The sequence below is a fragment of the Mesorhizobium sp. M1078 genome, from assembly GCF_040318615.1.
In the GTDB taxonomy this organism is placed as follows: Bacteria; Pseudomonadota; Alphaproteobacteria; order Rhizobiales; family Rhizobiaceae; genus Mesorhizobium.
In genome coordinates this window covers 17998-31455 of record NZ_JAMYMP010000048.1, presented here as the reverse complement: position 1 = coordinate 31455, position 13458 = coordinate 17998, and the positions used below count along the sequence as shown (strand labels likewise).

General features: G+C 63.8%; 13 protein-coding genes. 11 read left to right on the top strand and 2 right to left on the bottom strand.

The window, feature by feature from the left end:
• Positions 1–386: 386 nt before the first annotated feature.
• From NKH38_RS30895 to NKH38_RS30885, 3 genes are all read left to right on the top strand, one after another.
• Positions 387–1478, top strand: coding sequence for a 3-deoxy-7-phosphoheptulonate synthase (locus NKH38_RS30895; protein ID WP_352765227.1), 1092 nt, complete (start codon positions 387–389; stop codon positions 1476–1478).
• Between the two features lie 75 nt (positions 1479–1553).
• Entirely contained in the window at positions 1554–1913 is a 360-nt protein-coding gene (locus tag NKH38_RS30890) for an ArsR/SmtB family transcription factor (protein WP_023687408.1), read from the top strand.
• The gene (locus NKH38_RS30885; protein ID WP_352765225.1) at positions 1891–2406 is read left to right on the top strand and encodes an SRPBCC domain-containing protein; all 516 of its coding nucleotides are present in this window, start codon (positions 1891–1893) and stop codon (positions 2404–2406) included. Before NKH38_RS30890 ends, NKH38_RS30885 begins: the two co-directional genes overlap by 23 nt.
• A gap of 113 nt (positions 2407–2519) precedes the next feature.
• On the opposite strand, the gene NKH38_RS30880 is transcribed toward NKH38_RS30885, so the two are convergent.
• The gene (locus tag NKH38_RS30880; protein ID WP_352765223.1) at positions 2520–3155 is read right to left on the bottom strand and encodes a LysE family translocator; all 636 of its coding nucleotides are present in this window, start codon (positions 3153–3155) and stop codon (positions 2520–2522) included.
• 126 nt (positions 3156–3281) lie between these two features.
• Here NKH38_RS30880 and NKH38_RS30875 point away from each other — a divergent pair, with 126 nt between their 5' ends.
• Positions 3282–3980 (top strand): helix-turn-helix transcriptional regulator, encoded by a 699-nt coding sequence (locus tag NKH38_RS30875; RefSeq protein ID WP_023727838.1) that lies wholly within the window; start codon positions 3282–3284, stop codon positions 3978–3980.
• A gap of 12 nt (positions 3981–3992) precedes the next feature.
• Here NKH38_RS30875 and NKH38_RS30870 read toward each other — a convergent pair whose 3' ends face one another.
• Positions 3993–5102, bottom strand: coding sequence for a Gfo/Idh/MocA family protein (locus tag NKH38_RS30870; RefSeq protein WP_023727837.1), 1110 nt, complete (start codon positions 5100–5102; stop codon positions 3993–3995).
• Between the two features lie 316 nt (positions 5103–5418).
• Here NKH38_RS30870 and NKH38_RS30865 point away from each other — a divergent pair, with 316 nt between their 5' ends.
• The 7 genes from NKH38_RS30865 (at position 5419) to NKH38_RS30835 (ending at position 13424) form a co-directional block, all read left to right on the top strand.
• Positions 5419–6264: a MurR/RpiR family transcriptional regulator gene (locus NKH38_RS30865; protein ID WP_023703746.1), complete on the top strand. Its 846-nt coding sequence runs from the start codon at positions 5419–5421 to the stop codon at positions 6262–6264.
• 152 nt (positions 6265–6416) lie between these two features.
• A complete protein-coding gene (locus NKH38_RS30860) occupies positions 6417–8351 on the top strand; it encodes a bifunctional 5-dehydro-2-deoxygluconokinase/5-dehydro-2-deoxyphosphogluconate aldolase (protein WP_352765220.1) in 1935 nt (644 codons plus the stop codon).
• Between the two features lie 33 nt (positions 8352–8384).
• Positions 8385–10235 (top strand): 3D-(3,5/4)-trihydroxycyclohexane-1,2-dione acylhydrolase (decyclizing), encoded by a 1851-nt coding sequence (gene iolD, locus NKH38_RS30855; protein WP_352765218.1) that lies wholly within the window; start codon positions 8385–8387, stop codon positions 10233–10235.
• 146 nt (positions 10236–10381) lie between these two features.
• Entirely contained in the window at positions 10382–11299 is a 918-nt protein-coding gene (gene iolE / locus NKH38_RS30850; protein ID WP_352765216.1) for a myo-inosose-2 dehydratase, read from the top strand.
• A 9-nt stretch (positions 11300–11308) separates the two neighbouring features.
• Positions 11309–11557: a hypothetical protein gene (locus NKH38_RS30845; RefSeq protein ID WP_023672345.1), complete on the top strand. Its 249-nt coding sequence runs from the start codon at positions 11309–11311 to the stop codon at positions 11555–11557.
• Positions 11558–11749: 192 nt separating this feature from the next.
• Positions 11750–12562 carry a 5-deoxy-glucuronate isomerase gene (gene iolB, locus NKH38_RS30840; protein ID WP_352538053.1) on the top strand — a complete coding sequence of 271 codons (813 nt, stop codon included), beginning with the start codon at positions 11750–11752 and terminating at the stop codon, positions 12560–12562.
• Between the two features lie 154 nt (positions 12563–12716).
• Positions 12717–13424 carry a DUF1045 domain-containing protein gene (locus NKH38_RS30835; RefSeq protein ID WP_352765214.1) on the top strand — a complete coding sequence of 236 codons (708 nt, stop codon included), beginning with the start codon at positions 12717–12719 and terminating at the stop codon, positions 13422–13424.
• Positions 13425–13458: the final 34 nt, after the last annotated feature.

Below are 13458 nucleotides of genomic sequence, written 5' to 3'. Positions count from 1 at the left end.
GAGCCATGCCACGGCCTGTCCTCAAAAAGGACGACCAGGATCCTGTCGGTCTCCTTCCCACCCCAAACATAGCATGGGAACAACACACAGGATCCCAGGGTCTCCGCGACGGGGCTTCGCTCCTGCTCCGCCCAGGGATGACGAAATCGCGAGGATTCGGCCCATCCCGAATTGTCTCCGCATACCCCACGTGACAAGCGCCTCCGCATCGACTATATGAGCCTCATGATCAACCTGACCGCCTCGTATTGGTACTTTAGCAGCTCGCTGGCGGCGGGAGGATTGCGCTCGATCTGAAGATTGCAGCAACAAGTCCGAACAGCCGCCAGACCTGGCGGCTTTTTTGTATCAGCCGGCAGGTCTCCTAAAAACAGGAGCAGAAAGCCGTGTTGACCACCACAGACGATCTTCGGGTCAAGGAAATCCGAGAATTGAGTACGCCGGACGAGGTGATGCGGGAGATCCCGCGCACGCTGACGGCAACGCGCACCGTGAGCGCATCACGCAACGCCAACCATGCCATCTTGAACGGCACCGACGACCGGCTGCTTGTCATCGTCGGCCCGTGTTCGATCCACGACCCGGTCGCGGCCGTTGACTATGCCAGCCGGCTAGTGGCGCTGCGCGAGACCCTGTCCGACCGGTTGGAGATCGTCATGCGGGTCTATTTCGAAAAGCCGCGCACGACTGTCGGCTGGAAGGGCCTTATCAACGATCCCGATCTCGACGGCAGCTTCAACATCGACAAGGGGCTGCGGATGGCGCGCAACGTGCTGTCGGCGGTCAACAATCTCGGCCTGCCCTCGGCCACCGAATTTCTCGACATGACGACGCCGCAATACATTGCCGACCTCGTCGCCTGGGGCGCCATCGGCGCGCGCACCACCGAGAGCCAGATCCACCGCGAACTGGCTTCCGGCCTGTCCTGCCCGGTCGGCTTCAAGAACGGCACCGACGGCAATCTCAGGATCGCCGCCGAGGCGGTGAAATCCGCCGCCCAGCCGCATCATTTCATGGCGGTTACCAAGGGCGGACGCAGCGGCATCGCCACCACCACCGGCAATGAGGATTGCCACGTCATCCTGCGCGGCGGCGTTCAGCCGAATTACGATGCGGCGAGCGTCGAGGCAGCCTCGGCCGAACTCGCCCGCATCGGCATCGCCCCCCGTCTGATGATCGACGTCAGCCACGCCAACTCGGCCAAGAAGCCGGAGAACCAGCCCAAGGTGGCGGCGGATGTCGCCGGTCAGGTCGCGGCGGGCGACGAACGCATCATCGGCCTCATGATCGAGAGCAATCTCGTTGCCGGCCGTCAGGATGTCGTGCCCGGCAAGCCGCTCGTCTATGGCCAGAGCATCACGGATGGCTGCATCGACTGGGCGACCACCGAGACGGTGCTGCACGGCCTCGCCGGCGCCGTAGAATGGCGCCGCTCAGCCCGCCGCGCCATGATGGAGAACCGGCCGGGCGCCGCCTGATACGAGGCGATGCGCGGGAAGGACGCTGCGGCTCCCCTTGCACCCCGGCCACCGGTCTGCTAGATACTGAACCATATGGTTCAGTATGCCGACTTGGACTCCTCGTTCGCCGCGCTCTCGGACGCCACCCGGCGTGGCGTTCTGGAGCAGCTCGGACGCGCAGATGCTTCGATCACCGAGCTTGCCGGAAAGTTCCACATGACCCTCACGGGCATGAAGAAGCACGTCGGCGTCCTGGAGCAGGCGGGGCTCGTCACCACGCAGAAGGTTGGCCGCGTGCGGACCTGCAAGCTCGGCCTGCGCGGACTGGAGGAAGAGGCGGCCTGGATCGAGCGGCACCGCCTGCTCTGGGACGCACGCTTCAACGAGTTGGACAAGGTTGTCGAGGAATTGAAACGGAAGGAGAAAGCCGATGCGCCAAAGAACCGAGAGTGAGCCCACGAACAACCGCACGACGGTCGAACGGACGTCCGAGCGCGAGCTGGTCGTCACGCGAACAGTCAACGGTCCGGCGCGCATCGTGTTCGAGGCGTGGACCAAGCCCGAGCTGTTCAAGCAGTGGTGGGTGCCGAAGTCGATGGGCATGTTCCTGCGTTCCTGCGAGATGGATGCTCGTACAGGAGGCACGTACCGCCTAGTGTTCGGCCACGACGCCTCGGACCTTCACGAATTCTTCGGCAGGTATATCGAAGTGACACCGCACTCACGCCTCGTCTGGACCAATGAGGAAGGTGGTGACGGTGGACCCGTCACCACGCTGACCTTCGAGGAAAAGGGTGGCAAGACGCTGCTGGTCATGCACGAACTCTATCCCTCGAAGGAGGCTCTCGACGCGGCCGGTACCGGGGCGGCGGATGCGATGGGCGAGACGTTCGAGCAACTGGACGAGCTTCTCGTCGTCTTGGGCGTGAACGTGGGACGGTCATGACGTCGTCGATCTCGGGGACGCGGTTGCTGCCGCCCTCGACGACAAAGACCGGGATAGTGATCCGCAAGCGCAGCGCCGAGACGAAGAAACGCGGCGTCATCGCTTGATCGGGATCACGCCATCCTCAGCCCCTCCCAAGCCGTGAACACCGAGACCGCAAACAGCAGCAGTCCGGCCGCGCGGCCCGCAAAAGCGGTCGCCCGCGGGTTGGCCACCAGCAGATTGCGGCTGCGGCCGGCGGTGATGGCGAGCCCGCCATAGATCGCGGCCTGAGTCGCCACCGTCAGCAGGCCCATGACCGTCGCCTGCATCCAGATCGGGCCGTAATCCGGCTTCAGGAACTGCGGATAGACGGCAAATATGAAGAGATAGGCCTTCGGGTTGATCAGGCAGGTCACCAGTCCCTGGCGAAAGGCCTTCCAGGCCGTGCGGCTGCCGACGGGCCCGTCATGGCCGACGGTGATGGAACTGCGCATCAGCGAAATACCGATGAAGGCCATGTAGGCGGCGCCTGCTATCAGCAGCGGCTTGTACAGGATCGGTACGAAATGCATCAGCAGACCGACGCCGATGGCGCCGTTCAGCGTGTGCACGATGCCGCCGACCATGATGCCGGCGGTGGCGGCGAGGCCCCGGTCGCGGCCGCCGGTGAGCGCATTGGCAAGCACGAACAGCATGTCCATCCCGGGTACGATGATGATGCCGGACAGCAGGATAAAGAACAGCCAGAGATTTTCCGCGTAGCTCATGTCAGTTGCCTGTCGCTTCCTGCTGGGGTGCCGTTGAGGAATTCGTTGATTTTCAACCCGATAGGCAGTCCAATAAATCATCCCAACTGACGGGGATGTGTCAGTAGCGTTCATCAGGGAGAGGAAATGCGCAAGGCGTCGCGGCTGTTCGAGATTATCCAGATCCTGCGGCTGGCGCGGCAGCCGGTGACGGCAGCCATGATCGCCGGGCAGCTGGAAGTCACGATGCGTTCGATCTATCGCGACATCGCCGCACTGCAGGCGATGCGCGTGCCGATCGAAGGCGGGCGCGGTATCGGCTATATATTGCGGCCCGGCTTCGACCTGCCGCCGCTGATGTTTTCGATCGAGGAGATGGAAGCGATCGTCCTGTCGCTGGCGCTGCTGGAGCGCACGGGAGACAGCGAACTCAAGCAGGCGGCCAAGCGCGTCAGCGCCAAGATCGCCGGCGCCGTGCCGCCGCCGTTGCGCCAGGCGTTCGACGCCAACGCACTGCATGTCTGGGGGTTCGCAGCACCGGCAATCGGCACCATCGATCTGGCGCTGGTGCGCCGCGCAATCCGCGACGAGGAAAAGCTCGACCTGTCCTATCGCGACGAAATCGGCCGCGCCTCCGAGCGGCTGATCCGTCCGATCGCGCTGATCTACTATTCAGAGACCGCCAACATCGTCGCCTGGTGCGAATTGCGCCAGGCCATCCGCAATTTCCGCAGCGACCGCATCGAGGCTTGCCAGCCGACCGGCCTGCGCTTCAAGGGCGAAGGCGATCGCCTGCGGCAGGTCTGGGTCAATGGCTGGGAGGCGAACGCTGTCGCTGGCGGCTGAAGCGAGCGGATCTTACCGCACATCCACCCAGCGCTTCTCCTCGAACGACCTCGCCATCGCGTGCACGGTGCGCTCGATCTCCAGCCCTTCGGCAAATTCGATGACCCGCGCCGGCTTGCCGGCAAGCCGCGTCAGCAATTCGTGGCACTCGATGATCTTGAGGTCGTTGAAACCGAGGCCATGGCCGGGCGCCGGGAGGAAGGCGTCGTAGGGCTTGTGATGTGGCGCCACCAATATGGTGCGGTAGCCCTGTTCGGTCGGGCGATCGGCGGTGACATAGAGCTGGATTTCGTTCATCCGCTCCTGGTCGAACAGGATCGATCCCTTGGAGCCGAAAATCTGGATGGCGATGCGGCCCTTGCGGCCCCAGGCCGAGCGGTTGACCAGCAGCGTGCCGGCAATGCCGTTTTCCAGATGCATCAGCACGCTGGCGATGTCGTAGGTCTCGACGGCGCGGCGGCCGCCGGCGGCCAGCTTGCGGTCGACATAGGGCTTGGCCATGTCACAGATGACTTTTGCGACGCGGCCGAACAGCGTCGAGACCAGCGACAGCGGATGCACGGCGAAATCGTCGAGCGCGCCATAGCCGGATGCGGCCTCATGCTTCCAGAAGAACAGTGCTTCGGGGTCGGCCATGAAGTCCTCGTCCATCTCGATGCGCAGATGGTTGACCTCGCCGATGATCTTTTCCTCGAGCAGCGCACCGATGTGGCGGATGGCCGGGCTCTGTATGTAGTTGTAGCCAAGGGCTGCGACCTTGCCGGATTCCCTGGCAGCGGCCGCCATCGCCGCTGCTTCGGCAAAGCTCGGCGCCATCGGCTTCTCGCACCACAGATGCTTGCCGGCTTCGAGAATAGCGATGGCCATCTCCGGATGGAACTGGTTGGGCGTGGTCAGCGAGACGATATCGACCTCGGGGTCGTTGACGACCGCGCGCCAGTCGCCGGACGCCTTGGCGAAGCCGAACTCGCCGGCCTTACGCTTGGCCAACTCCTCGTTGACCTCGCCGAGATGGACCAGCTTCGGCTTGGCGACATCGGGAAAGACGGCGCCGACGGCGCTCCACGCAATGGCGTGGCATTTGCCCATGAAACCCGTGCCGATAAGACCAACGCCGACCATTTCTTTCTCCCAATACCTGAAGCGATCGATGGATGAATTAGTCCATTTCTTCTCCGAATGGAATGTCTGCCTCATTTTTTATGGCCTTCTTGCGCAGGCTCGCTATGATGGGGCAGAGAGGACGTCACTTGAGTGTAAAGAGAGCATGATGTCGTCCGAAACCGATGCACTCTTTTCGGCATCATGCTCTAATGCATGTCGCCCAGAAGTGTGCCGCGGTTCTGGGACAACGGCATGCATCAAAACAAAGACTTAAAGCGCATCGCACGAATCCGTTCACCGCGACGCGCTTTAGGTGAGCTTGGACGGGGCGACGATGGACGAACGGGTACCTCGCGACTTCGAGACGCTGCGCGCCACGATCCTCGATCGCCGTGAAACCTTGCCCAAGCGCATCGCCCAGATCGCCGCCTATGCGCTCGACAATCCCGATGACATCGCCTTCGGCACCGCCGCCAGCATCGCCGCTTCGGCGGGCGTGCAGCCGTCCACCTTGATCCGCTTTGCCCAGCAACTAGGCTTCGACGGCTTCACCAGCCTGCAGCAGGTGTTTCGCGAGCGGCTGCGCGAGCGCAATTCCTCTTATGACGAACGCCTGCAGGCGCTGCGCGCCAAGGCCGATGCGGGTGCTGGACACCGAGCCATCTTCGACGGCTTCGTCGCCGCCGCCAGCACTTCGCTCAACGATATTTCGCGCTCGCTGGACGAGGCGCATCTGGAAGACGCGATCTCGCTGCTGGCCAAGGCCGAGACCATCTATGTCCTGGCCAAGCGCCGCTCCTACCCGGTGGCGAGCTACATTGCCTATGCCTTGGGCAAGCTGAAGATCCGCAACCAGCTGATCGAATCCGCCGCCGGCCTCAATGCCGAGATGGTCGCCTTCGCCACCCCGGCGGACGCCGTCATTGCCATCAGTTTCTCGCCCTATGCGCCGGCCACCATCGAGGAGGCCCGCACCATTTCCGAACAGGGCGTGCCGATCATCGCCATCACCGACAGTTCGTTTTCGCCACTAGCGCAGTTCGCCAAGGTCTGGTTCGAGGTTGCCGAGGCCGATTTTGCCGGCTTCCGCTCGCTGTCGGCCACCATGGCGCTGGCCATGGCGCTCACCGTCGGCGTCGGCGAGAAGCGGCGCAGCACGGGCAAGAAGCGTAAGGCCTAGGCCGGCGCCCGGCGCTCGAATTCGCGGAGGAATGCTCATTCCATATTGACTATGGATTGGAATTATTATTTCATATTCCCGGCGCCACGCTGCCGCTCGCGCGTGTCCCCCAACTACGTTGCTCAAGACAACAAGACCGACGGGAGGTTCCAATGAGCGAAGCCGTGGACGCCAAACAGGCGACGCTCGATGTCATCACCATCGGTCGCGCTTCCGTCGACCTTTACGGCCAGCAGATCGGCTCGCGGCTGGAGGACATCACCTCCTTCGCCAAATCGGTCGGCGGCTGCCCGGCCAACATCTCGGTTGGCACGGCGAGACTAGGCCTGCGCTCGGCGCTGCTCACCCGCGTCGGCGACGAGCAGATGGGCCGCTTCATCCGCGAGCAGCTGCGGCGCGAAGGCGTCAATGTCGACGGGCTGAAGACCGACAAGGAACGGCTGACTGCTCTGGTGCTGCTTTCGGTCGAGAGCGAAGGCGTCTCGCCGATGATCTTTTATCGCAGCGACTGCGCCGACATGGCGCTCGCCGAAGAAGACATCGATGAAGCCTTCATCGCCTCGGCCCGCTCGATCGTCGTCACCGGCACGCATTTTTCCCGGCCCAACAGCGACGCCGCCCAGCGCAAGGCAATCCGCATCATCAAGGCCAAGGGCGGCAAGGTGGTGTTCGACATCGACTACCGCCCCAACCTCTGGGGCCTCGCCGGCCATGCCGAAGGTTTCGAGCGCTATGTCAAATCCGACCGCGTCTCGGCCCAGCTGAAGACGGTGCTGCCCGATTGCGATCTCATCGTCGGCACCGAGGAAGAGATCATGATCGCCTCGGGCGCCGACGATTGCCTGAGTGCGTTGAAGACCATCCGCGCTCTGTCCTCGGCGACCATCGTCTTGAAGCGCGGCGCCATGGGTTGCATCGTCTATGACGGGCCGATCAGCGACGATCTGGAAGAAGGTATCGTCGGCAAGGGCTTTCCGATCGAGATTTACAATGTGCTGGGCGCCGGCGACGCCTTCATGTCCGGCTTCCTGCGTGGCTGGCTTGGTGGGGAAAACCATGCGACGTCGGCGACCTGGGCCAATGCCTGCGGCGCCTTTGCCGTCTCGCGGCTGCTCTGCGCGCCGGAATATCCGACCTTCGAGGAGCTGCAGTTCTTCCTCAAGAACGGCAGCAAGCACCTCGCTTTGCGCAAGGACGAGGCGATCAACCACATCCATTGGGCGACGACCCGCCGCCGCGATATCCCCTCCATGATGGCGCTCGCCTGCGACCACCGTGTGCAGCTTGAGGACGTCGCGGCAAAGACCGGCGCCGATCCGGCGCGCATCCGCGACTTCAAGGTGCTGGCGGTCAAGGCTGCGGCGAAAGTCGCCGCCGGCCGCGACGGCTATGGCATGCTGATCGACGAGAAGCATGGCCGCGAAGCGATGTTCGAATTCGCCCGCCACCCCTTTGCCTGGCTCGGCCGTCCCGTCGAACTGCCGGGCTCGCGGCCGCTGCGCTTCGAGTTCTCGCAGGACATCGGCTCGCAACTGGTGGAATGGCCGGTCGACCACTGCATCAAATGCCTGTGCTTCTATCACCCCGACGATCCGGCAGCGCTCAAGGAAGAGCAGCAGCAGAAGCTGCGCTCGCTGTTCGAAGCCGCGCGGAAGGTCGGCCGGGAGCTTCTGGTCGAGATCATCGCCGGCAAGCACGGCAAGCTCGACGAAACGACCATCCCGCGCGCCCTGGAAGAACTCTATGCGCTTGGCATCAAGCCGGACTGGTGGAAGCTCGAGCCGCAGGCGTCGGCCGGCGCCTGGGCCAGGATCGAAGCGGTGATCCTGAAGCACGATCCCTGGTGTCGTGGCGTCGTGCTGCTGGGTCTCGAAGCGCCGCAGGACGAACTGGAAGCGGCCTTTGCCGCCACCGCCAAGGCGCCGATCGTCAAGGGCTTTGCCGTCGGCCGCACCATCTTCGTCCACGCCGCCGAACAATGGCTGGCCGGCAGGATGACGGATGACCAGGCTATCGCCGACATGGCCGCGCGCTTCGAACAGTTGACCGAAGCGTGGCTTGCTGCGCGTGGCCGTAAAGCAGCATAAAGGCGCGGCAAGAGGACTGCGGAGGAAAACACCATGAGCAAGACAATCCGCCTGACGATGGCGCAGGCGCTGACCCGCTTACTGAGCAAGCAGATGACCGAGATCGACGGCAGACGAGTGCCCATCTTCGGCGGTGTGTGGGCGATCTTCGGTCACGGCAATGTCGCCGGCATCGGCGAGGCGCTGTACCAGTTGCGCGACGAATTGCCGACCTTCCGCGCCCACAATGAGCAGGCGATGGCGCATGCGGCGATCGCCTATGGCAAGGCCAATTTCCGCCGCCGCTTCATGGCCGCGACCTCGTCGATCGGCCCCGGTGCGCTCAACATGGTGACGGCGGCGGCGCTCGCCCATGTAAACAGGTTGCCCGTCCTGTTTTTGCCGGGCGATGTCTTCGCCAACCGCATTCCCGACCCGGTGCTGCAGCAGGCCGAGGACTTTTCCGACGGCACCGCGACGGTCAATGACTGCTTCCGTCCGGTGTCGCGCTATTTCGACCGCATCACCCGTCCCGAGCAGATCATCCCGGCATTGGCGCGGACCATGCAGGTGCTGACCGATCCGGCGGAATGCGGCCCGGTGACGCTGTCGCTCTGCCAGGACGTGCAGGCCGAGGCCTATGACTATCCCGAGAGCTTTTTCGCCGAGCGCGTCTGGCACCAGCGCCGGCCGCGTCCGGACCGGCATGAATTGGCGGCGGCGGTCACCGCGCTGAAGGGTGCGAAAAAACCGCTGATCATCGCCGGCGGCGGCGTGCTGTATTCGCAGGCTTCGGATGAACTGGCGAAATTCGCCGAGAGCGCCGGCATTCCGGTCTGCGAGACGCAAGGCGGCAAATCCTCGCTGCCGGACACGCATCCGCTGAACATGGCGGCGGTCGGCGTCACCGGCACGTCGGCCGCCAACCGGCTGGCCGAGGAAGCCGATGTCGTGCTGGCGATCGGCACCCGCCTGCAGGATTTCACCACCGGTTCGTGGGCGCTGTTCAAGAATTCCGGCAAGACCATCATCGGCCTCAACGTGCAGCCTTTCGACGCCGGCAAGCACCGCGCGCTGCCGCTGGTCGCCGACGCGGCCGAAGGGCTCGCCGAACTCGGTGCTGCGCTGGGGAACTGGAAAGCACCGGCGACATGGACCGACAATGCGACCCAAGGCAAGAAGGCTTGGCAGGCCGAAGCCTCCAAGGTGACGGCGTCGACCAACGCCGCCTTCCCGTCGGACGCGCAGGTGATCGGCGCCGTGCAGCGCGCGCTAGGATCCGGCGTGACCTTGCTGAATGCGTCGGGCGGCCTGCCGGGCGAGTTGCACAAGCTCTGGCAGGCAGGCGCGCCCGGCTCGTACCATGGCGAATATGGTTTCTCGACCATGGGCTACGAGATTGCCGGCGGGCTCGGCGCCAAGATGGCCAAGCCCGACCAGGAAATCGTCGTGATGGTCGGCGACGGCTCCTACCTCATGATGAATTCCGAAATCGCCACGTCGGTGATGCTTGGCCTGAAGCTGACCATCGTGGTGCTCGACAACAGGGGTTATGGCTGCATCAACCGGCTGCAGATGGCCACCGGCGGCGCCAACTTCAACAACCTCTTGAAGGACGCGCGCCACGAGATCCTGCCCGACATCGACTTCGCCGCGCATGCGGCCAGCATGGGCGCTATTGCCGAGAAGGTGCCGTCGATCACCGGCCTGGAGACCGCGCTGCAAAAGTCGAAAACCAACGACCGCACCACCGTGCTGGTCATCGACACCGACCCGCTGATTTCCACCGATGCCGGCGGCCATTGGTGGGATGTCGCGGTGCCGGAAGTCTCCGCACGGCCGCAGGTCAACGCAGCCCGCAAGGCCTATGACGAAAAGCGGCAGATGCAGACTATTGGCGATTGATGCTAAGTCAGCGCTGCCCCCTACGTCCCCCTTGTTGGGAGGTCGGACCGAAGGTCCGGGTGGGGGTCTGGCGCCGCACCCCACCCGCTGCTTCGCAGCGACCCTCCCCACAAGGGGGAGGGTGAACAAGAAACCGGAGCTAAAACTTGAAAGCCAAACTGGGCATGTCCCCCATTGCGTGGTGGAACGATGATCTTGCCGACCTCAGCGACGACGTCTCGCTGGAAGAGTGCCTGCGCCAGTCGCGCTCTGCCGGCTTCACCGGCATGGAAATGGGCCGGCGTTTTCCAAACGACCCCGAAATCATGCTGCCGATCCTGAAGCAGGCCGACGTGACGCTGTGCGGCGGCTGGTTCTCCGGCACGCTGGTTGATGAGGACATGGGCAGGAACAAGGATCGCATCCAGCCGATGATCGACCTGTTCAAGGCGGTGAATGCGCCTTGCATCGTCTATGGCGAGGTCGGCCGCTCGATCCAGGGCGATCGCTCCAGGCCTCTCGCCACCAAGCCGAAACTGTCGAACGACGAGATGAGGGCCTATGCCAGGCGCCTCACCGAGTTCGGCGAATGGTGCGCAGAGCAAGGCATGCCGCTGTCCTATCACCATCACATGGCGGCGGTGGTCGAGACCGAGCCGGAGCTCGATGCCTTCATGCGCCATTCCGGCGAAGGCATTCCGTTGCTGCTCGATGCAGGGCATCTAGCCTTTGCCGGTGGCGACGTGCTGCGCGCCATCGACAACCACCACAAGCGCATCAGCCATGTCCATGTGAAGGATGTGCGCATGGGCGTGATCGACGGGCTCGACCGCACGAAGCAGTCCTTTCTCGACGCCGTGGCGCTCGGTGCCTTTACGGTGCCTGGCGACGGTTCGCTCGATTTCGGCGCCATCGTGCAGCGCTTCGCTGACCATGGCTATGAAGGCTGGTTCGTCGTCGAGGCCGAGCAGGACCCGAAGAAGAACCCGCCGCTCAAGATGGCGCAGGTCGGCCACAAGGAATTGATGCGGGTGATGACGGCGGCCGGCTACACGGTGGAAACGCAGGGTTTTCCCAATGCCTGAGGCGATCCGATGAAGGATTACGAGCACCCGTTCTTCCGGCCGCTGTGGCGGCGCGTTGCCGTCGTCGCCGTCTGCGTGATCTGGGCCGGAATAGAATTCGCCTCCGGCACCCCATTCTGGGGCATCATTGCGCTCGGCTTTGCCGCCTACGCCGTCTGGCAGTTCTTCTATCTTTACAAGCCGGTGGAGGAGAGCAAGGCTGCGCCTGATCGACCGAAGACCGGCGAAGCGAAGGCGGACGCCGAACCGAAGGAATGAAGCGGCCGTGGCTCGGAAGGGCTTGCGGGTCGGACACTGGACACCTGGCGTATCGCCTACGTCGGTGATTGGCCGGAACGTCCCTCGCTTCGTCATCCTAGGGTCTTCGCGACGGAGCTTCGCTCCTGCTTCGCCCTAGGATGACGAAGTTGAGAGGCCGACCTCGAAGACTTGCGATAGGAGAGACAAAACATGTCGAAACTGCTCGTCAAAGCCGACAAGGGCCATGGCCGCGTCGCGCATGTCACGCCCAAAAGCGCCGGATGGACCTATGTCGGCTTCGACCTGCACCGGCTGAAGCCGGGCGAGACCGCATCCGGCAAGACGCAGGATCGCGAAGTCTGCCTGGTGTTCGTCACCGGCAAGGGCACGGCAAAGGCGGGCGGCCAGGAACTCGGCCTGCTCGGCGAGCGCATGTCGCCCTTCGAGGGCAAGCCGTGGTCGGTCTATATTCCGGAGGGTTCGGACTGGTCGGTCACCGCCGACACCGATCTCGAGCTCGCGGTTTGCTCGGCGCCGGGCCTGGGCGGCGGCTTGCCCGTTCGCGTCATCGCACCCGACGACCTCGGCCAGGAGACTCGGGGCAAAGGCACCAACACGCGCTACGTCACGAACATATTGCCCGAGGGTAAGCCGGCCGACTCGCTGCTGGTGGTCGAGGTCATCACGCCCGGCGGCCACACATCGAGCTACCCGCCGCACAAGCACGACCAGGACAATCTGCCTGCCGAATCCTATCTCGAGGAAACCTACTACCACCGCCTCAACCCGCCGCAGGGTTTTGCCTTCCAGCGCGTCTACACCGACGCCGACAAGACCGGCGCCCGCGAGCTGGACGAAGCCATGGCGATCGAGGACGGCGATGTTGTGCTGGTGCCCAAGGGCTATCACCCCTGCGCCGCCTGCCACGGCTACGACCTCTATTACCTCAACGTCATGGCCGGGCCGAAGCGGACGTGGAAGTTCCACAACGCGCCCGAGCACGAGTGGCTGACGAAGGCCTGATCGGCCTTCGCTTGCGCCGGAAGCGGTTGGTCCAGCAGCAAAAAATCGTCGGCTAACGATCCATGGGGTCGATTTGCCTTCGAAAACCCGCATAAGCTTCGTCAATCCGTCATGGAAATCACCTATGGCAGCGGGCTGACGAGGATTTTTTTCGATGCGCTACGCCATCTATTTCACCCCGAGGCAGGACGAACCGCTGGCGCGGCTCGCCGCCAACTGGCTGGGCCGCGACCCCTTTGGCGCCGCCACCAGGCCGGTCGAGGCGGTGGGCGAGCTGTCGGCGGCCGAAGTCGCCTTTCACACCGCATCGGCGCGGCGCTACGGTTTCCATGCGACGATGAAAGCGCCCTTCCGGTTGGCCGCCAACGAAACCGAAAGCTCGCTGCGCGCGGCGCTGGACGCCTTTGCCGAAGCAACGCCGACGGTCACCATCCCGCGCCTGGTCGTCAGCCAGATCGATGGTTTCTTCGCTTTGCTGCCGGAAGGCCCGCTGCCGCCGCTCAACCGTTTCGCCGATGATGTCGTGCTTAGCTTCGACCGTTTTCGCGCGCCGCTCACCGAGGCCGAGATCGAGCGGCGCAGCCCGGATTCGCTGAAGCCGGCCGAGTTCCGCAATCTCTGCCAGTGGGGCTATCCCTATGTGTTTGAGACCTTTCGCTTCCACATGACACTGTCCGGCCGGGCCGGGCCGCAGGAAAGCCAACGTCTGCGCGCGGCAATTGACAGCCTGTTCGCCGATGTGCTGCAGCAGCCGGTGCTGGTGGATGCGCTGACGCTGTTCGTCGAAACCGAACCGGGCGCTCCGTTCATGGTGCTTTCGCATCATGCGCTCGGCCGCCGCGCTGCCCGAAAAACCGCCTGACCGCAATTCGTCCGAGTAAGCAAGGACTGCCTGA